The following is an 18,591-nucleotide window of genomic DNA, read 5'->3' on the forward strand; positions in this document are numbered from 1 at the left end:
GCAGAAATAAGATAGACGTCTCTACCTTAAGGAGCCACGTGAACGCCCGCGCTGTCCCACCGCCACCTCTCCCCGCAGAGTCCGATCGCCTCGACCCGGCCCTGCGGCGCCTGACCTTCACCCTGATCATCGGCGCGCTCGCCGTCATCTTCGACACCACGATCATGAGCGTCGCCATCAACAGCCTCGCCGGGCAGATGCATGCCTCGCTCGGCACCATCCAGTGGGTGAGCACCGCTTATCTGCTGGCCCTGGCCGCCACCATGCCGGCGGTCGGATGGGCGCAGTCGGTCCTGGGCGGCAAACGCCTGTGGATCGCCGCCCTGGGAATGTTCTTCCTCGGGTCACTGCTGTGCGCTGCGGCCTGGAATGTCCCGAGCCTCATCGCTTTTCGCGTCGTTCAGGGCATCGGCGGCGGCATCATGATGGTGCTGATGACCACGCTGATCATGCAGGCCGCCAAGGACCGCAGCATCGGCAAGGTCATGTCACTGATCACCGTCCCCACCGCCTTGGGTCCGGTCCTCGGCCCGGTGCTGGGCGGCATCATTCTGCACCTGGGCGACTGGCGCTGGATCTTCCTGTTCAATGTGCCGTTCTGTGTCGTCGGCGGCTACCTGGCCCTGCGCAACCTCCCCGAGGACAGTCCCCGCCCCGGCTCCCGCCTGGATGTTGTTGGCATGCTGCTGCTTTCGCCCGGCATCGCCGCTGTCATCTTCGGCCTCACCCAGCTCGGTGGATCCGCTGGATTCGCGAGCCTCGAGGTAGCGCTGCCGCTGATCGCCGGGCTGGCCCTGCTCGCCGGATATGTCGGCTGGGCGCTGCGGCGCGGATCGGACGCCCTGATCAATATCCGGCTCTTCCGTCACCGCTCGCTCGCCGCGTCGTCGGCGCTGGTCTTCCTGACCGGCGGCGCGCTGTACGGAACCATGCTGCTGCTTCCGCTGTACTGGCAGCAGGTGCGTGGTGAGGACGCCCTCGGCGCGGCGCTGCTGCTCATCCCGCAGGGCCTGGGCACCCTCGTCTCCCGCTCGCTGGCGGGCCGGTACATGGATCGCTTCGGGGCGCGCCCGGTCGCCATCGTCGCCTTCGTCCTCACCTGCGCGGCCACCGTGCCGTTCTGCTTCGTCACCGCGAGTACGAGCGATATCGCCCTGATGGCAGTGCTTTTCGTGCGCGGCGCCGGATTGGGCGCGGCCATGATCACACTGATGGGCGGCGCCTTCGTCGGACTGCGGCCGGAGGAGATCCCGCAGGGTTCCAGCATCAGCCGCGTCGCCCAGCAGATCGGCGGCTCCGCGGGGACCGCTGTGCTCGCAATGATCCTGCAGCGCACCGCAGCCGGCGCCCACACTCCGGCGGCCCTGGCCTCGGGTTTCGGTCACGCCTTCTGGTGGGCTACCGCGTTCACGATCGCGGCTGTCCCGCTCTGCCTGCTGCTTCCGGGCCGAGCCGCCCTGCCGGCGCAGGACCGGACCGCCGCACCTGATGCGGAGCCCGTCGAAGTCTGAGATCGATGCCTTCGTGATATGACTGCTTTGTCATAAGTCCAGGTAGTAGCCCATGACAACTTCTCGGGAAGGTGACATCGTGACCTCGGACAAAGTCCTCTTCGGCCTGAACCTCGAGACCGGCGTCGACCAGGTGAGCGAGATCCTCAGCCACGCCCGCACCGCCGACGATGCGGGTCTGGATCTGGTCAGTATCTCCGACCACCCCTACTTCGCCGACCGCATCGACGCCTACGCCACGCTGGCGTTCGTTCTGGGTGCGACCCGGAATGTCACCGCGGCGACGATCATGACAAATCTGTTGAGCCGCCCGGCTCCGATTCTCGCCCGGACCGTCACGGGACTGTCGACGATCTCGGGTGGTCGTTTCGTGCTCGGAATCGGTGCCGGTGGCCTGTGGGATGAGATTGTCGCCCTTGGTGTTCCGCGTCTGTCGCCGGCGGACCGGGTGCGCGCGCTGGAGGAGGCGATCACCGTGGTGCGGGCCCTCTCCGGCGGTGGTGAACCGGTCACTTTCGACGGCGAGTTCTATCAGATCGCCGACCTGATGCCGGCGGCCGCACCGCCGCCACCGATCTGGGTCGGAGCGCTCGGCCCGAAGATGCTGGCGGTCACCGGCCGCCACGCGGACGGCTGGATACCGGGACACCTCGCAGATTGGCGCAGCCCGGAGGTCGCTCGGGCACGCCCGATCATCGACGAAGCGGCGGCATCGGCCGGGAGGAGTCCTGCTGATATCGCGACCATCTACAACGTGTCGGGTCGGATCGGCCGGGAAACACTGTCGCAGACCCGCGACGAGGACGGCCGCTGGCTCGGTGGCTCGGTCGCGCAGTGGGTGGAGGAATTGACCTTCGCCGTACACGAACACCGCGCCGCGGCCTTCGTCTATCTGCAGGCTCCGGGCGAAATCATCAGCGACACAATAGTGAACCTCTGGGCACATGAGGTCGTACCGGCGGTGCGCGAGGCAACCGCCGCACGCTGACACGCCACGCGTACCGGTGATGGCACCGGCGCGGAACCGGCAGCGCACATAATGCGCTCATGCATGTGATCGCCGCATGGTGTGGATTCCTGGGAGCGTGGGTGCTGGTCGCCGGCCCGATTTATCAGGGCGCGATCGAATTGGCCGAATTGGGAAGCAATACATCCGATATCAGGTCGCAGGCGAACACGATCGCCCATCCGCGCGTCTCGCCGTGGTGGTGGTTGCTGCCGCCGCGAACGAGTAGGCCGAGCCGAACCGGATGGCCGAATCGGGCTCCTGCGCAGCCGTTGTGGAGTAGTTTCGCAACACGTTCCAGTTTTGCCGGTGACTCGGGTGAAACGGTGTGGGCAGAAGGGCTGGCGTGGCGATGGCGGACTACATCATCATCGGATCCGGGAGTGCCGGGGCGATAATCGCTCGCCGGCTGGCCGATACCGGTGCCGACGTCACGCTGATCGAGGCGGGCCGGCGCGATAACACCCGGCTGGTGCGCAAGCCGGGCATGATCGGCCCGCTGCACAGCGTGCCGCAGCTGAAGAAGATGGTCGACTGGGGGCACTACACCGTCGAGCAGAAGCATGCGCTGGGCCGCACGATTCCGCAGACGCACGGCAAGGTGGTCGGCGGTTCGAGCTCGGTCAACGGCATGGTGTTCGTGCGCGGCAATCGGCGCAACTTCGACGATTGGTCCGCGGCGGGCAATACCGGCTGGTCGTACGACGAGGTGCTGCCGAGCTTCAAGAAGTTCGAATCCTTCGAGGACGGCGCGAACCGGTTCCGCGGTGATTCGGGTCCGATCAAGGTGATCCGCGCCCGTGACCTGCGGCCCGCGTCCGAGTCGTTCATGCAGGCGCTGGTCGAAACCACCGGCGCGGCAATCAATCCCGATTACAACGGCGCGGAGCAGGACGGCGTCTCGATCCTGCAGCAGAGCAACAGCAACGGCTTGCGCTACAGCACCGCGGTCGGATACCTCGACGATCGACCGAAAACCCTTACGGTACTGCCGAATACGCAGGTCGTGCGCATTCTGATCGAGAACGGCCGCGCCACCGGCGTGGAGTACCGGACCGCGCACGGCACCGAGGTGCTGCGTGCCGAGCGCGAAGTCATCGTCAGCGCAGGCACATTCGGCTCTCCGCAGCTGCTCATGCTCTCGGGCATCGGACCGGCCGACCATCTGCGCGCCTTCGGCATCGACGTCGTCGCCGATCTCCCGGTGGGCGACAATCTGCACGACCATCTGTTCGTGCCGATGTCCTTCGCCATGCCGACCGCCGTGAACCGTTCGGCGCCAGGGTATTTCGCCCGCGCCTTCATGCGGGAGTCCCTGCGCAACAACAGCACCTGGCTGGCCCGCAGCGTCTTCGAAGCGGTCGCGTTCCTGCGCACCCCGTATGCCGCGGAGGCGCCCGATCTGCAACTGCACGTGCTGCCGTGGGGCTATCCCGGCCCGAATCAGGACGCCCCGATCCGCCACACCCCCGATCCGCGCCGATCATTGACCGTCCTGGTCACCATGATCTACCCGCAGAGCCGCGGCACCCTGCGACTGACCTCGGCCGACCCCACCGCCGCGCCCGCCATCGACCCCAACTACCTCGCCGAGCAGCAGGACCTGAACACCCTGGTGCACGGCATGGAACTGACCCGGGAAATCATGGCCGCGAAATCGATCGCCGCCGACGTGGACGCTGAAATCTCCCCCGGCACCGAGTATCCCGGCCGCGCCGAGCTGGCCGCAGAGGTCCCGAACCGCGCCACCACCGTCTACCACCCCGTCGGCACCTGCCGCATGGGCGTGGACGAGCGTGCGGTGGTCGACCCCTTGCTGCGGGTGCGCGGAGTGGAGGGCCTGCGCGTCGCCGACGCCTCGATCATGCCCAGCATCGTCGGCGGCAATACCAACGCCGCCACCATGATGATCGGCGAACACGCTGCCTCGATCATCCTGGCCTGAACCACTTCCGCCGGTCACAGGGTGAATTGTGTTGTGCCGGTGACGGAAACGCCCGGATCGGCGTGGTATGCCGGGCCGGGCGCTGTCGTACTACGTCAGTTGATGGTGAAGCTGCCGGCCATCGGGGGAGTGTCGCTTGCTCCGGCGGCTACGGTGCCGATGGGATCGCCCGAGCAGTCGCCGCTGGCGTAGAAGGTGGCGTCCTGGTCGGTGGAGTTCGCCACCACAGTGCTGCTCTCGTCGGTCAGCTTGATCCGGACGCATCCGGTCGGATCGACGAGGACCCTGCCGTTCTCGACGAGCGTTCCGGTTGCCGCACCGGCGGTTCCGGGTGCGAGCACCGCGACCATTCCGGCCACTGCGGCGGCGCCCAGCAGTCCAGCAATGCGCAACTTCATTGAATCCTCCGTGGTGAATCTGCACCCGATGACTCCGGGCACCATGATCCCGGCAATCTATCGTGGCCCGGTGTGCCGCCGTGTATCCACGAGAATACGGTGGCGTTTCCGCGAGCTGTGAACTCAGGCGATGCCGTCCTTGAGGCTCTGCAGGCCGATGTCGACGAGGCGGGAGAGTTCCTGGACATTGAGATCGCCCCTGGCGAACCAGGTTTCGGTGGCGGTGAACATGACCGCGGCGACGCACTGGGCGGTGATGGAGATCTGATAGGCGTCATCGGAGTCGGGGGCGGCGCCGGTGCGGTCCAGAAGGAACTGGGCTATCTCGCGGGAGAATTCGGCCTGCACCGTTTTGATGTGCGACTGGACGAGGTCCTGCTCCAGATGGTTGCTGCGCAGGATGGCGATCTGGTGCAGTGCGGCGTCGTACGGGAAGGATTCGACGGCAATGCGGACCGAGGTGGTGACCGGTTCGCCGGGCGGGCGCAGGGACAGGGCCTGGCGGAACCAGTCCAGCCGGGCGTCGTAATCGGCGAACAGCACATGCTGCTTCGAGGGGAAGTGGCGGTAGAAGGTTCGTTCCGTCACGCCCGCGTCGGCGGCGATATCGGCGATCGTCGTCGCCTCCACGCCGTGTTCGAGGAAGCGCGCCAGCGCGGCATGCTGCAGCGTGGAGCGGGTGCGCTCGGCTTTGGAGGGTGACGGCGCGGCGGGCATAGACCGCATTCTAGGGTCCTACTTCGCCGCATCCAGCGCACGGTGCGCGGCGTTGTAGCCGGGGATGAACGAGACCGACGGACCACCGTGGCATCCGGCGCTGCCGAGGTAGAGCCCGGTGACGGGCAGGGGCAGGTCCCGGAAACCGGTCGGCCCGGGGCGGCCGGGGCCCATCTGCTCGGGGTGGACCAGGCCGTGGCAGTAGTCGCCGCCCGGAGCGCCGAACATCCGATCCATGTGTCGCGGGGTGAAGACAATTTGCCGGGCGATCAGGTCCTTGAAATTCGGTGCGAGGGTGCAGATTCGGGCTGTGACCCGCTGTGCCATCTCGGCCCTCAGCCGCGCGTAGTCCTCCCGCTGCCCCTCGATGGGGAACCAGAGCGCGAATGCGGAGGCAGCATGTTTGCCCGCGGGCGCGACCGAGGGATCGTGGACCGAGGGCAGTTGCAGGACTACCGCCGGGTCGTGGGGCACTGTGCCCCGCCGGCAATCCTCCCACTGCTGTTGCAGCTCTTCGGGAGTGCTGTAGAGGCCGATCGCCGACTGCATGGCCGGATCGTTGAGCACCTCATACGGCGCGGCGAACTCCGGGATGCCGTCGAGCGCGAAATGCAGTTGCAGATAGCTGCCGCGGTGGTCGGTGCGAGCGAATCGGGACAGCGTGTCCGCGGGCACCACCTCCGGATCCAGCAGCTGTCCGACGGTGAGATCCGGTGCGATACAGGACACTACGATCGGCGCGGTGACCTCGCCGCCGTCGCCGGTGCGCACCCCGGTCACCCGCTTTCCATCGGTGAGTATCCGAGTCACCGGGGTGCGCAACCGGACCTGTCCACCGGCTGTTTCGAATCTTTCCCGCAGATGTGTTGTCAACGCGCCGATTCCGCCCCGGATCTTGCGCATCAGGGTGCCGTCGCCCTCGGGCGTGGCCAGTCCGAACGCCAATGCCATTGCGGTGCCAGGTGTTTCAGGTCCGCGAAATGTCATGTTCAGCCCGAGGAAGGACATCATTCCGCGCAGCGCCCCGGTCTTGTCGCTGCGCGGTACATAGCGGTCGAGAACCTCCGACAGAGACCCGAACAGCATTTCGGAGATCGCCGCGCGTTCGAATTCGTTTATCGCGCAGGCGAACATCTCGTCGATGGTCTTCGGTTCCCGCCGGATCTCGAACCGGCCGAGTGCCCGGGCCGGAGCCTGCGCCCACGCCATCAGCCCGGCGAGCCCGGTCAGCACCTCGCTGCCGTGCACGGCGCTCACATGCTCGAGCAATGTCATCGGATCGGTGTAGTAGATGAACGGCGGGTCGCCTCTGCCGAGCGTCGACACCGACATGACCTCGAGCGGCACGGCGGGCACCGCATCGAGTGCCAGTTCGGCGCTGAGTTGCGCGGAGGTGGGGAATTGTTCGGATCCGGCGATCTCGAATCGATACCCGTCGATCAGCTCCACCGTGGAGGCCATTCCGCCCGAATAGTGGTTGGACTCGAGGCATATCGTCCGCAGTCCGGCGTGCTGCAGTATCGCCGCGGCCGCCAATCCGTTGTGCCCGGCCCCGATCACGATCGCGTCATAGTCCGACATAAGCCGAACGGTCCCACCGGATCAGAAAAATGTCAACAGTGACAAAACATCTGCCAAATCTGTCATGAGTGACACTTTCCGGCTCTAGAATCCGCCCATGTACGTTCTCAGCCTGCTCGTCCACGCGATTCTCGGGATCGCTGTCATCGCCTGGATCATCGGCGAGAACCGAGCGCTGTTCGTCTCGGTACCGGGGCGGCCGCGCATCAGCGCGGTCGAACTCGCCTACTGGGCAATTGGTGTGGCCTCGGTGGTACTGGGGTGGTACTTCAATATCCGCTTCGTGCTCGAGTACCACCACGCCGGCACGAATCCCCTCTGGGGGCCGGGCGCCAGCTGGGCGGAATACATCTATCTCATGTTCCCCAACTGGGCCGCCGACTCCGCATCCCAGGATTACGTCTTCCTCAATGTCCTGATTCTGCCGATCATGTCGATCGCGGGCGGCCTCCGTAAGGGCCTGCCCAAACCGTGGCTCTTCTTCGTCAGCAGCCTGTTCACCAGTGCTGCCTTCGGATTCGTGCTCTATCTGATCATCGCCGAACGGCAGCGGCGCGCCCGTCCGGCGCACACTGCGGTGTAGTGGAGTCAATTCCGCTCGCCCGCAGGGTATTTCCCCCGGCTCGAGCTGATCGCAACCGTTGACTCCGCCCGCGTCCGGCGGGATGGTGCAGGACATTCACGTCCGCACAGAAACGGGAGACGATGGCATCGAACCCACTGCATCTCGGCGTCGCGCTCGACGGAGCCGGCTGGCATCCGGCCGCCTGGCGGGAGCCGAATTCGCGGCCCGCCGAATTGTTCGGCCCCGGGTACTGGACGGATCTGGTCGCCACCGCGGAACGCGGCCTGCTCGATTTCGTGAGCATCGAGGACAGTCTGACCCTGCCCGGTGTGCCGCACACACCCTCCGATGACGCCGTCGACCGTGTCCGGGCCCGGATCGACGCGGGCCTGATCGCCGCGCGGGTGGCCCCGATCACCCGGCATATCGGGCTCATTCCGACGGTGACCGCGACGCATACCGAACCGTTCCATGTCTCCACCGCGATCGCCACCCTCGACTACACCTCGCGCGGCCGGGCGGGCTGGCAGGTGCGGGTATCGGGCACCGCCGAGGAGGCCGCGCACTTCGGGCGGCGCGAATTCAGAGAGCTCACCCCTGCCGAAATCGCGGAAGCGGTGGCCTCCGGGACGTTTCCGGGCCAGGTGCACGAGCTGTTCGACGAGGCCGCCGACGCCGTCGAGGTGGTCCGGCGACTGTGGGACAGCTGGGAGGACGATGCCGAGATCCGTGACGTGGGCGCCCGTCGCTTCATCGACCGCGACAAACTGCACCGCGCCGACTTCGAGGGCCGCTTCTTCAGCGTGCGCGGACCGTCCATCACACCGCGCCCGCCGCAGGGGCAGCCGGTGGTGACCGCCCTGGCGCACGCCCCGCTGATCTACGAATTCGCCGCCCGCGGTGCGGATCTGGTGTTCGTCACCCCGGGTCGTGCGAGCGGCCCCCGTGCCCTCGTGGACGAGGTCGCCGCCGCCGCGGCACGCGTCCACCGCGCCGGTGAACCGCTGCGCGTCTATGCCGATCTGGTGGTCTTCCTCGATACCGAGCAGGAGACCGGCCCGCAGCGCCTGGCACGCCTGAACGCACTCGCCGGAGCCGAATTCACCTCCGATGCGGCGATTTTCGCGGGCAGCGCCGAGGAGCTCGCCGATCTGCTCACCGCCTGGAGCGCGGAGGGCGCCGACGGATTCCGAGTGCGGCCCGGTGTGGCGGTCGATGATCTGGCCGCCCTCGCCGACCGTCTCGTCCCCGTTCTGCAAGACCGGGGCGTTTTCCGCACCGGCTATCCCGAGGGTTCGCTGCGCGCACTGCTCGGTCTGCCCTCCGACGTTCCCAACCGCTACGCGACTGCCTGAGCGAGGTCATCATGAGCACTCCCCGTAAGCAGGTCATCCTGGGTGCCTACCTCGGCGGCGTCAATCACCACACCGCCTGGTGGCATCCCGAGGCCGGCAGCCAAATCGATTTCAGCAGTTTCGAACACACCGCGAGAACCGCCGAGCGCGGCAAGTTCGACTTCTTCTTCCTCGCGGAAGGTCTCATCCTGCGTGAACGCGCGGGCCAGATCTTCGATCAGGATATTATCGGCCGCCCCGACACCTTCACCGTGCTGGCGTCGCTGGCGGCGGTCACCGAGCATCTCGGCCTGGCGGGCACCATCAATGCCACCTTCAACGAACCGTACGAGCTGGCCCGCCGGTTCGCGAGTCTGGATCATCTCTCCGGTGGCCGTGCCGCCTGGAATGTGGTGACGTCCTTCGATGCCTTCACCGGCCAGAACTTCCGGCGCGGCGGATTCCTCGATCCGGCCGACCGCTATGTGCGGGCCGAGGAGACGCTGAACGCCGTGCGCGCCCTGTGGGATTCGTGGGATGCCGAGGATGTGGTCGCCGACAAGGAGTCCGGCCGGTTCCTGGCGCGCCCGGATGCCGGGGCATTCGCCTTCCATGGCAATCAGTTCGACATTTCCGGTCGCTTCACCGTGCCGCGCAGCCCGCAGGGCCGGCCCGTGGTGCTGCAAGCCGGTGTCTCACCCCAGGGCCGCGCCTTCGCCGCCGCCAATGCCGATGCCATCTTCTCCCCGTACGGCAAGCTGCCGGAGGCGGCGGATTTCTACCGCGATATCAAGGCGCGGGCGGTGGCGGCGGGACGTGCGGCCGATGACATCAAGATCCTGCCCTCGGCGAGTTTCGTGCTCGGCGATACCGAGGCCGACGCGATCGAGAAGTACCACGCTATTCGCAATGAGCAGGTCACCGGCCAGACCGCGCTGATCCTGCTGGAGCAGATCTGGAACCGCGATCTGTCCGGTTACGACCCGGAGGGCCCGGTCCCCGATATCGATCCGGATCCCGAGGCCGCGCCGATCATTCAGGGCCGCGCCTTCGTGCACCAGGATCGTTTCGGCACGGCCAAGCGTCTGCGCGAGGTCGCCGAGGCCAAGAAGCTCACCCTGCGCGAGGTGGTGATCGATCAGTTCGAACGCGGCCCCCTGATCGGCACGCCCGCCCAGGTCGCCGAGCAGATCGATACCTTCGTCCAGAACGACGGCTCGGACGGTTTCATCATCGGATCCCACCTGGTGCCTTCGGGTCTCGACGAATTCGTCGACACGGTGGTGCCGCTCCTGCAGGACCGTGGTGCGCTGCGCGCCGACTACGCCGGGACCACACTGCGCGACAACCTCGGCCTGCCGACGGTGCGGTCCGCGGTGTCGAACGCGAAAGGCCTGTGATGACAGCGCGATTGCCGATCCTCGATATCTCACGCTTTCGCGGTAGCGACACGGAGCGGGCCGCCTTCCTCGACGAGTTGCGGTATGCCGCACATGAAGTCGGCTTCTTCTATGTGGTCGGGCATGGTGTCCCGGAGGCATTGACCTCCGGAATCTTCGAGGTGGCGCGGGAGTTCTTCGCGCTGCCGCCGCAGCAGCGCCTCGAGATCGAGAATATCCACTCCCCGCAATTCCGCGGATACACCTCGACCGGGCACGAATACACCGCGGGCGCACCGGATCGGCGGGAGCAGATCGATATCGGGCCCGAGCGGGAGGCCGTCACCCCGACGGCCGGGGATCCCGTCTGGCGGCGGTTGATCGGCCCGAACCAGTGGCCGTCGGCGCTGCCGCAGCTGCGGCAGGTCACGCTGGACTGGCAGGCGGAAGCACTCCGGGTGAGCCGGGAGGTATTGCGCGCCTTGGCTGTTGCGCTGGGTCAGGACGAGGGCTACTTCGACGCCTGGTTCGATGCGGAAGCCTCCACGCACGTGAAGATCATCCACTATCCCGGTCAGGACTCCGCGGGTTCCGACCAGGGCGTGGGCGCCCACAAGGATTACGGCTATCTGGCGCTGCTGCAGCAGGACGAGGTCGGCGGTCTGCAGGTGCAGGGCCCCGGCGGCTGGATCGATGCGGAGCCGGTGCCGGGCAGCTTCGTGTTCAATATCGGCGAGATGCTGGAGATCGCGACCCAGGGATATCTGATCGCGACCAGGCACCGGGTCGTGAGCCCGCCCGCCGGGGTGGACCGCTATTCGGTGCCGTTCTTCCTGGGGCCGCGACTGGACGCGGTGGTCGAACCGCTGGTGCTCCCGGCGGAGCTGGCCGCGCAGGCGCGCGGGGTGAGCGCGGACGCCGACAATCCGCTGCTGGCGCAATTCGGTGAGAACGCCGTAATCGGCTGGCTCCGTTCGCATCCCAAGGTTGCCGAGAAATGGTGGTCCGACGTTCTGGAGGCTCGGTCATGAGCCGGGACTGGTCCTTCGACACCCGGCAGATCCACGCCGGCGCCCAGCCCGATCCGGTCACCGGTGCGCGCGCCGTGCCGATCTACCAGACCACCTCGTACACGTTCGACAGTGCCGGGCACGCCGACGATGCATTCGCCCTGCGCGACTTGGAAACTCACGTCTACACGCGGGTGTCGAATCCGACCACCGCGGTCGTGGAGGAGCGGCTGGCCGACCTCGAGGGCGGGGTGGCGGCGGTAGCGGTGGCCAGCGGTCAGGCGGCCGCCTCGCTGGCGCTGTTCACCCTGGCCCGCGCGGGTGATCATATTGTCGCTGCCGCAACACTTTACGGCGGAACCTACAACCTGCTCGCGTACACCTTCGCGGAGCACGGCATCACGGTCGACTTCGTGACCGATCCGGACGATCTGGGCCAGTGGCGGGCCGCGATCCGCCCGAATACCAAGGCGCTCTTCGCCGAAACCCTCGGCAATCCGCGCGGCAATGTGCTCGATACCGCCGCGGTGGCGGAGGTGGCGCATGCCGCGGGCGTACCGCTGGTGGTGGACAACACCGTGCTGACGCCGTACCTGCTGCGGCCGCTCGAGCACGGCGCCGACATCGTGGTGCATTCGACCACCAAATTCCTGTCCGGGCACGGCACCGCGATCGGCGGAGCCGTCATCGACGGCGGCCGGTTCGACTTCGGTGCTGATCCGGAGCGTTGGCCGCAGTTCAACACCCCCGATCCCAGCTACAACGGGCTCGTATTCGCCGAGAAGTTCGGTGAACTCGCCTACGCGATCCGCTTGCGCACCAGGTTGTTACGCGATCTCGGTCCGGCGGTCTCCCCGTTCAACAGCTTCCTGCTGCTGCACGGAGTGGAGACCCTCTCACTGCGCGTCGCGCGGCATTCGGCCAATGCCCTGGCCCTGGCCGAATGGCTGTCCGATCGTCCGGAGGTCGCCCGTGTGCACTATGCGGGCCTGCCCTCGAGTCCCTGGCATGATGCGGCGAAACGGTATCTCCCACTGGGCGCGGGCGGCGTGCTGGCCTTCGAACTGACCGGCGGCCACGATGCCGGGCGCGGTCTGGTCGACCGGCTCGGGCTCTTCAGCCATCTGGCCAATATCGGTGATGTGCGCAGCCTGGTCATTCATCCGGCGTCGACCACGCACGCGCAGCTCGATCCGCAGCAGCAGCTCGACAGCGGTGTGACGCCCGGTCTGGTCCGGCTGTCGGCCGGACTCGAGGCGGTCGCCGATCTGATCGCGGATCTGGAAGCAGGACTCCATGGCTGAATTCGACGGCGTGGCAGGCACTGTCCACTACGACCGGTGGGTGCCGCCGAATCCGCGGGCGCTGGTCGTGTTCTTCCACGGCCTGGGTGAACACATCGGCAGTTACGAGCCCTTCGTGGCGGCCCTGAACGCCGCCGGGTTCGCGGTGTGGGCCGGTGATCATGCCGGGCACGGTCGCAGTGCCGGTGTGCGCGTGCTGATCTCGTCGGTCGACGCGCTCGTCGATGATGCCGCGACGCTGGTGGATCTGGCCCGGCAGGCGCATCCGGAACTGCCGCTGTTCCTGGCCGGGCATTCGCTCGGTTCGCTCGTCAGTGCACTGTTGATCGCCGAACGGGGTGTTCCCGCACAGGCATTGGTGCTGGCGGGCTCCTCGCTGGTCCCCGCACCGGAGGCCCGCAATGCCCTCGCCGAATTACTCGCCGCGGGTATCGATCCCTGGGATCTGCGCCGCGATCCCCTCGAGATGACCCGGCACGAGGGGTATGCGCGGCAGATCCGCGAGGATCCGCTGACCTGGCAGGGCGGCCTGCGCCTGGAAACCCTCGGCGCACTGGTCGAAACGGCGGCGCGACTGCCCGCGGTGCTGGAAAAGCTGCACCTGCCAGTACTGTTCGTGCACGGCGCCGAGGACGATATGGCTCCGGCCGCAGGCGTGCTCCGGGCGGCGCAGCTGCTGCCCGCGGCCCGCGCCGAGATCTTCCCGCACGATCGGCACAACATTCTCAATGAGCTCGATCGCGAGGACGTGTACCGCGTCATCGTGAATTTTGTCGCTGCGCAGCTATAGATTCCCGAGGACGAGGGTGACACTCCTGAATTCAGCATGGGCACATCGTGTTCCGGTGGCCCTGGCGGCGCTGGCCGTACTCTGCACCGCCGCCTGCGGCACCGGCGCGGATACCGCCGCGCCCGCCGGTCTGCAGACCACACAGGCCGCGACGCCGCCCGATGACAAGCTCGATACCGATGCTACGGTGACTGTGCGGCTGACCCTGGAGCCCACCAGCCTCGATACCTTCGGCACCTCGGGTGCGGCGCTGGATCAATTGCTGCTGGACAATGTCTATCAGGGGTTGGTGAGCATCGACACCGCCGCCGGGGACAAGATCGTTCCGGCACTGGCCTCCTCGTGGGAGCAGTCACCGGACGGGCTGGCCTACACCTTCCATCTGGTGGCCGGTGCGAAATTCCACGACGGCACGCCGCTGACCGCCGCCGACGCGGTGTGGTCGCTGCAGCAGCAGATCGCGCCCGGCTCGAAATCGATCAAGGCGGCGGCCTTCACGTCGATCGCCGATGTCTTGGCTCCGGATCCGGCCACGGTGCGGATCACCTTGAAGCAGCGCGACACCCTGCTGCTGTGGAACCTCACCCAGCGTGGCGGCATCGTCTACAAGCAGGGCACCGACTTCGCCGGGCTCGGCGGCGCCGAGAACGGCTCCGGGCCGTTCACGCTCGCACAGTGGAATCGCGGATCGTCGATCACCTTGGCGCGCAACGGCTCCTACTGGGGCGCGAAGCCCAAGGTCGCCAAGGTGGTCTTCACCTATATCAAGGATCCCAACTCCGCCAACAATGCCGAGGTGACCGGCCAGACCGACATTCAGGTCGCGGCCGATCCGACACTGCTGCAACCGTTCACGGGCAATGACAAATTCACCGTGCTGCGTGGCAGCACCACCGATAAGTTCACCCTGGCCTTCAACGGCGCCCGTGCGCCGTTCACCAATCCCGATGTGCGCCATGCGATCCGGCAGGCGATCGATCGGCAGGGCGCGATCCAGGCGTACGGGGCGGGTGTCGCGATCGGCAGCAATGTGCCGCCGCAGGACCCCTGGTACGAGGATCTCACCGGAATCGACGCCTACAACCCGGACAATGCCAAGAAGCTCCTGGCCGCAGCGGGATTCGCGGACGGACTGGCGCTGACCCTGGATGTGCCCAATATCTATCCCACCACCATCACCGATCTGCTGGTGTCGGATCTGAAGAAGGTCGGCATCACGCTCACGGTACGTCAGGTGGAATTCCAAACCTGGCTGTCGAAGGTGTACACCAGCAAGGACTTCCAGCTCAGCCTGGTCGACCACGCCGAGGCCCGGGACCTGGACAACTACACGAAACCCACCTACTACTTCGGCTACGCCAACCCGCAGGTGCAGCAGTGGTACACCCAGGCCCGCACCGCCGCCTCCGACGCCGACCGTGACGCGCTGCTGAAAAACGTTGCCCGGCAGATCTCCCAGGACGCCGCCGCCGATTGGCTGTTCCTGGTGCAGGCCACCACCGTGCTGCGCGATGGGGTGTACGGCGTACCGCAGGACGAGACGAGCAACCGTTTCAATCTGAGCACCCTCGCGGTCGGTAAGCAGGGGTGACGCGGCGGTGACCTGGTACATCGTGCGTCGCCTCGGGCTGCTCGCGATCTCGCTGGCCGCCGGCAGCGTGGTGGTGTTCGCGCTGTTGCGGCTGCTGCCCGGCGATGTGGCGACCACCATTGCGGGCACGCAGGCCAGTCCGGCGCAAATCGCCGCCATCCGTGCCGATTTGGGTCTGGACCGGTCATTGCCCGCGCAGTATCTGTCCTGGATCGGTGGGGTCCTGCACGGCGATTTCGGGCATTCGCAGCTCAATGGCACCGCGGTGAGCGTCGAACTGAACCGCAAACTCGAGGTGACGCTGCCGCTGGCGGCGGGGTCGATGGCGGTCGCACTGCTCGTGGCGGTGCCGCTGGGGACCTGGGCCGCCACGCGCAGCCGGACGGTCGCGGGTGGCGCACTGAATGCGCTGTCGCAGTTCGGTATTGCGATTCCTGGTCTCTGGCTGGCACTCCTGCTGGTGTGGTTGTTCGCCGTGCAACTGAGTTGGCTTCCCGCACAGGGCTTTCCGGTGGACGGCTGGGATCGTCCGGGACCGGCGATCCGGTCCCTGGTGCTGCCGTGCCTGGCACTGGGACTCACAGAGGGTGCCGTGCTGCTGCGATTCGTGCGCTCGGCGGTACTCGGTGTACTGCATTCCGACTTCCTGCGGACCGCACGGGCGACGGGGCTGACCCGCACCCAGGCCCTGCTGCGGCACGGTTTTCGCAATGCGGCCCTGCCGGTGGTCTCGATTCTCGGGTTGCAATTGGCGGCGCTGCTGGTCGGTGCGGTCGTGATCGAACAGGTCTTCACCCTGCCCGGTGTCGGCAGCATGCTCGTGACCGATATCGGCAATCGCGATCTGGTGAAGGTGCAGGGCGAGCTGCTGATCCTCGTCGGCGCGGTGCTCACCCTCGGATTCCTCGTCGATATCGCGCACCGAATCATCGACCCGCGCATAGGGAGCACGGTATGAGGCGCGCGGCGCGACGGTGGCGCACGCTGCGGACGGTCGCGGCGGCGGTGGTGCGTCGCCCGGCGGGGGCCTTCGGAGTCGCGGTGGCCTCGGTGCTGGTGTTCGCGGCGGTGGTGTCGGTGTGGTGGACCCCGTTCGATCCGCAGGCCACCGATCTGCACGCCGCCTGGCTGCTGCCGTTTCAGCGCGGGCATCTGCTCGGCACCGACCGGGTCGGCCACGACCAGTTCAGTCAGCTGCTGGCCGGCAGTCGCGAAACCCTCATCGCCGCAGTGGGATCGGCCTTCCTGGCCGCCGTACTGGGAATTCTGCTCGCGGTGACGGCGGTGCTGTCACCACGGCCGGTGGGCGCGGTGGTGGTCCAGGCGATCGACCTGATGATCGCCTTTCCCGGACTGCTCCTGGCCATGGTGCTGGCGGCGGTATACGGCGGTTCGCTCGCGACCGTGGTGGTGGCGGTCGGCATCAGCGCCGGTGTCGGGGTCGCCCGGGTGTCGCGCGCTGAGATCGCGCGGGTGCTGAGCCAGGAGTACGTGCTCGCCGCGCGGGCCGCCGGCGCCTCGACCGGGCGGATCGTGCGAAAACACCTGCTGCCCAATATCGCACCCACCCTGATCGTCCAGCTGTCGCTGGTCATGGCGCTCGCGGTGCTGGCCGAGGCGACGCTGACCTATCTCGGCTACGGCAGTTCCCCGTCCACCCCCTCGTGGGGCGGACTGCTGCACACCCAGCAGGACTACATCCGGGTGCGGCCGCTGCTGGTCATCTGGCCCGGCCTGGCCGTAGCGCTCACCGTGCTCGGCTTCAATCTGCTCGGTGATGCCCTGCGCGACGGCACCGACCCACGTTTGCGCAGTGGGGTGAAAACATGACGCTGCTCGAAATCGATGATCTCACTGTGCGTTTCGGGGAGACAACAGTGCTGGACGGTATCGGATTCGCCCTGGACGCGGGGGAGCGGCTCGGGCTCATCGGCGCCTCGGGCTCCGGGAAATCGCTGACCGCACTGGCGATCCTGGGCCTGCTCCCGCAGGAAGCGCAGGTGCGCGGCAGCATTCGGCTCGACGGCGTCGAACTGCTCGGTCGCGGTGACCGTGAGCTGTCTCGTATTCGCGGCAATCGAATCGCCATGGTGTTCCAGGAACCGCTGTCGGCGTTGAATCCGCTGATGCGCGTGGGCAGGCAGATCGGCGGACCACTGCGCCTGCATCGCGGACTGTCCCGCGCACAGGCGCTGGCGGAGGCGATCTCACTCGCCGAGAAGGTCGGCCTGCCGGATCCGGAGAATCTGGTCCGCGCCTACCCGCACCAATTGTCCGGCGGCCAGCGGCAGCGGGTCGGCATCGCCATGGCGGTGGCGTCCCGTCCCGGGCTGCTGCTCGCCGACGAGCCCACCACCGCGCTGGATGTGACCGTGCAGGCCGAAATCCTCGGTCTGCTGGACGATCTCGTCACCGAACAGGGCACGGCACTGCTCTTCGTGACCCATGATCTGGCGGTGCTCGCCCAGGTGGTGAGCCGGGTGCTGGTCATGGGGGAGGGCCGGGTGCTGGAATCGGGCACTCTGGAGGCCGTTCTGAGCGCGCCCGCACACCCCTACACCCGAAACCTGCTCGACCTGGCCCGTGCCGCATCCTTCCGCCGCGCCCCCGAGGCTGCCCGATGACGATCACCGAAACCGGTGCCACCACTGCGCTTTTAGAGGCGACCGGCCTCGATCGCTCCTTCCGGCTGCCCCGCCGCGCACTATGGCATCCGGCGCCGATCCGGCATGCGGTGCGTGCGGTGGATCTGTCCCTGGCCGAAGGCGCCAGGCTCGGCATTGTCGGCGAATCCGGTTCCGGCAAGTCGACACTGCTACGCCTCCTGCTCGCCCTGGACCGCCCCGACAGCGGAACGGTCCGCTATCGCGGCCGTCCGGTGACGGGCCGCGACCTGCTCTGGTTCCGCCGCGAAGTACAGGTGGTCCTACAGGATCCGATGAGCTCCCTCGATCCCCGCGGCATTGTGCGCGACTCCATCGCCGAACCTCTGGAATGCCTGCGTATTCCGGGAGATCACGACAACCGCGTCGCCGAACTCCTCCTCGCGGTCGGCCTGGAACCCGATGCGGCACACCGTTATCCGCACGAGTTCTCCGGCGGCCAGCGTCAGCGCATCGCCATCGCCCGCGCACTCGCTCCCCGGCCCCGGGTCCTCGTCGCCGACGAACCCTTCTCCGCCCTGGACGCCACGGTCCGCGGCCAGATCATCGATACGGTCCGAGACCTGGTGTCCCGCTTCGGACTCTCCCTGATCCTGGTCTCGCACGATATCGGCGTCGTACAGCAGCTCTGCGAGGAAATCCTGGTACTGAAGGACGGAGCGGTCGTCGAACAGGGCGCGACCGAACGCGTCCTCACCGCACCGCAGCACCCCTACACCCGGAACCTGCTCGACGCGGTTCCCGTACTGCCACCGGTCATCCGAGACTGACCGGCGCGAATTCGACAGGAGAACTTC

The 18,591-nt window shown here is 67.1% G+C and carries 17 protein-coding genes; 14 read left to right on the forward strand and 3 right to left on the reverse strand.

All coding sequences use genetic code 11. The features are described from left to right. The first annotated feature begins 38 nt into the window (after positions 1-38). The 3 genes from OG326_RS14550 to OG326_RS14560 all read left to right on the forward strand — a co-directional run bounded on the left by OG326_RS14550 (position 39) and on the right by OG326_RS14560 (position 4,462). Complete coding sequence (locus OG326_RS14550; RefSeq protein ID WP_327145163.1) at positions 39-1,511, forward strand: MDR family MFS transporter; 1,473 nt, start codon at positions 39-41, stop codon at positions 1,509-1,511. Between the two features lie 79 nt (positions 1,512-1,590). Then, positions 1,591-2,499, forward strand: coding sequence for an LLM class flavin-dependent oxidoreductase (locus OG326_RS14555; RefSeq protein WP_327145164.1), 909 nt, complete (start codon positions 1,591-1,593; stop codon positions 2,497-2,499). Between the two features lie 346 nt (positions 2,500-2,845). Beyond that, positions 2,846-4,462 (forward strand): GMC family oxidoreductase, encoded by a 1,617-nt coding sequence (locus OG326_RS14560; RefSeq protein WP_327145165.1) that lies wholly within the window; start codon positions 2,846-2,848, stop codon positions 4,460-4,462. A 95-nt stretch (positions 4,463-4,557) separates the two neighbouring features. Here OG326_RS14560 and OG326_RS14565 read toward each other — a convergent pair whose 3' ends face one another. The 3 genes from OG326_RS14565 to OG326_RS14575 form a co-directional block, all read right to left on the reverse strand. Then, a complete protein-coding gene (locus OG326_RS14565; RefSeq protein WP_327145166.1) occupies positions 4,558-4,860 on the reverse strand; it encodes a hypothetical protein in 303 nt (100 codons plus the stop codon). A gap of 123 nt (positions 4,861-4,983) precedes the next feature. Continuing rightward, positions 4,984-5,577, reverse strand: coding sequence for a TetR/AcrR family transcriptional regulator (locus OG326_RS14570; protein ID WP_327145167.1), 594 nt, complete (start codon positions 5,575-5,577; stop codon positions 4,984-4,986). A gap of 18 nt (positions 5,578-5,595) precedes the next feature. Further along, positions 5,596-7,158 carry a phytoene desaturase family protein gene (locus OG326_RS14575; protein ID WP_327145168.1) on the reverse strand — a complete coding sequence of 521 codons (1,563 nt, stop codon included), beginning with the start codon at positions 7,156-7,158 and terminating at the stop codon, positions 5,596-5,598. 97 nt (positions 7,159-7,255) lie between these two features. Between OG326_RS14575 and OG326_RS14580 the strand changes: the two genes are divergently transcribed. From OG326_RS14580 to OG326_RS14630, 11 genes are all read left to right on the forward strand, one after another. Next, the gene (locus OG326_RS14580) at positions 7,256-7,741 is read left to right on the forward strand and encodes a DUF2834 domain-containing protein (RefSeq protein WP_327145169.1); all 486 of its coding nucleotides are present in this window, start codon (positions 7,256-7,258) and stop codon (positions 7,739-7,741) included. Between the two features lie 122 nt (positions 7,742-7,863). After that, positions 7,864-9,078, forward strand: a complete 1,215-nt coding sequence (locus OG326_RS14585; protein ID WP_327145170.1) for an LLM class flavin-dependent oxidoreductase — start codon at positions 7,864-7,866, stop codon at positions 9,076-9,078. A gap of 11 nt (positions 9,079-9,089) precedes the next feature. Further along, positions 9,090-10,457: an NtaA/DmoA family FMN-dependent monooxygenase gene (locus tag OG326_RS14590; protein WP_327145171.1), complete on the forward strand. Its 1,368-nt coding sequence runs from the start codon at positions 9,090-9,092 to the stop codon at positions 10,455-10,457. After that, positions 10,457-11,467, forward strand: coding sequence for an isopenicillin N synthase family dioxygenase (locus OG326_RS14595; protein WP_327145172.1), 1,011 nt, complete (start codon positions 10,457-10,459; stop codon positions 11,465-11,467). Before OG326_RS14590 ends, OG326_RS14595 begins: the two co-directional genes overlap by 1 nt. Then, positions 11,464-12,750, forward strand: a complete 1,287-nt coding sequence (locus tag OG326_RS14600) for an O-acetylhomoserine aminocarboxypropyltransferase/cysteine synthase family protein (RefSeq protein ID WP_327145173.1) — start codon at positions 11,464-11,466, stop codon at positions 12,748-12,750. The genes OG326_RS14595 and OG326_RS14600 overlap by 4 nt, the downstream gene beginning before the upstream one ends. Further along, positions 12,743-13,540 (forward strand): alpha/beta fold hydrolase, encoded by a 798-nt coding sequence (locus OG326_RS14605; RefSeq protein ID WP_327145174.1) that lies wholly within the window; start codon positions 12,743-12,745, stop codon positions 13,538-13,540. The genes OG326_RS14600 and OG326_RS14605 overlap by 8 nt, the downstream gene beginning before the upstream one ends. Positions 13,541-13,595: 55 nt before the next feature. Further along, positions 13,596-15,131: an ABC transporter substrate-binding protein gene (locus OG326_RS14610; RefSeq protein ID WP_327145175.1), complete on the forward strand. Its 1,536-nt coding sequence runs from the start codon at positions 13,596-13,598 to the stop codon at positions 15,129-15,131. Positions 15,132-15,138: 7 nt separating this feature from the next. Next, on the forward strand, positions 15,139-16,089 hold the full coding sequence (locus OG326_RS14615) for an ABC transporter permease (protein ID WP_327145176.1): 951 nt from the start codon (positions 15,139-15,141) through the stop codon (positions 16,087-16,089). Beyond that, positions 16,086-16,961, forward strand: coding sequence for an ABC transporter permease (locus OG326_RS14620; RefSeq protein ID WP_327145177.1), 876 nt, complete (start codon positions 16,086-16,088; stop codon positions 16,959-16,961). Before OG326_RS14615 ends, OG326_RS14620 begins: the two co-directional genes overlap by 4 nt. Next, complete coding sequence (locus tag OG326_RS14625; RefSeq protein ID WP_327145178.1) at positions 16,958-17,755, forward strand: ABC transporter ATP-binding protein; 798 nt, start codon at positions 16,958-16,960, stop codon at positions 17,753-17,755. Before OG326_RS14620 ends, OG326_RS14625 begins: the two co-directional genes overlap by 4 nt. Beyond that, positions 17,752-18,564, forward strand: a complete 813-nt coding sequence (locus tag OG326_RS14630) for an ABC transporter ATP-binding protein (RefSeq protein WP_327145179.1) — start codon at positions 17,752-17,754, stop codon at positions 18,562-18,564. The genes OG326_RS14625 and OG326_RS14630 overlap by 4 nt, the downstream gene beginning before the upstream one ends. The last annotated feature ends 27 nt before the right edge of the window (positions 18,565-18,591 follow it).

The organism is Nocardia sp. NBC_01327 (assembly GCF_035958815.1).
GTDB lineage: Bacteria > Actinomycetota > Actinomycetes > Mycobacteriales > Mycobacteriaceae > Nocardia.

What these genes read in the sequence shown, in the direction of transcription:
- OG326_RS14565 (WP_327145166.1), bottom strand. Translation starts at nt 4,860, where the DNA reads ATGAAGTTGCGCATTGCTGGACTGCTGGGCGCCGCCGCAGTGGCCGGA.
- OG326_RS14570 (WP_327145167.1), bottom strand. Translation starts at nt 5,577, where the DNA reads ATGCCCGCCGCGCCGTCACCCTCCAAAGCCGAGCGCACCCGCTCCACG.
- OG326_RS14575 (WP_327145168.1), bottom strand. Translation starts at nt 7,158, where the DNA reads ATGTCGGACTATGACGCGATCGTGATCGGGGCCGGGCACAACGGATTG.
- OG326_RS14580 (WP_327145169.1), top strand. Translation starts at nt 7,256, where the DNA reads ATGTACGTTCTCAGCCTGCTCGTCCACGCGATTCTCGGGATCGCTGTC.
- OG326_RS14585 (WP_327145170.1), top strand. Translation starts at nt 7,864, where the DNA reads ATGGCATCGAACCCACTGCATCTCGGCGTCGCGCTCGACGGAGCCGGC.
- OG326_RS14590 (WP_327145171.1), top strand. Translation starts at nt 9,090, where the DNA reads ATGAGCACTCCCCGTAAGCAGGTCATCCTGGGTGCCTACCTCGGCGGC.
- OG326_RS14595 (WP_327145172.1), top strand. Translation starts at nt 10,457, where the DNA reads ATGACAGCGCGATTGCCGATCCTCGATATCTCACGCTTTCGCGGTAGC.
- OG326_RS14600 (WP_327145173.1), top strand. Translation starts at nt 11,464, where the DNA reads ATGAGCCGGGACTGGTCCTTCGACACCCGGCAGATCCACGCCGGCGCC.
- OG326_RS14605 (WP_327145174.1), top strand. Translation starts at nt 12,743, where the DNA reads ATGGCTGAATTCGACGGCGTGGCAGGCACTGTCCACTACGACCGGTGG.
- OG326_RS14620 (WP_327145177.1), top strand. Translation starts at nt 16,086, where the DNA reads ATGAGGCGCGCGGCGCGACGGTGGCGCACGCTGCGGACGGTCGCGGCG.
- OG326_RS14625 (WP_327145178.1), top strand. Translation starts at nt 16,958, where the DNA reads ATGACGCTGCTCGAAATCGATGATCTCACTGTGCGTTTCGGGGAGACA.
- OG326_RS14630 (WP_327145179.1), top strand. Translation starts at nt 17,752, where the DNA reads ATGACGATCACCGAAACCGGTGCCACCACTGCGCTTTTAGAGGCGACC.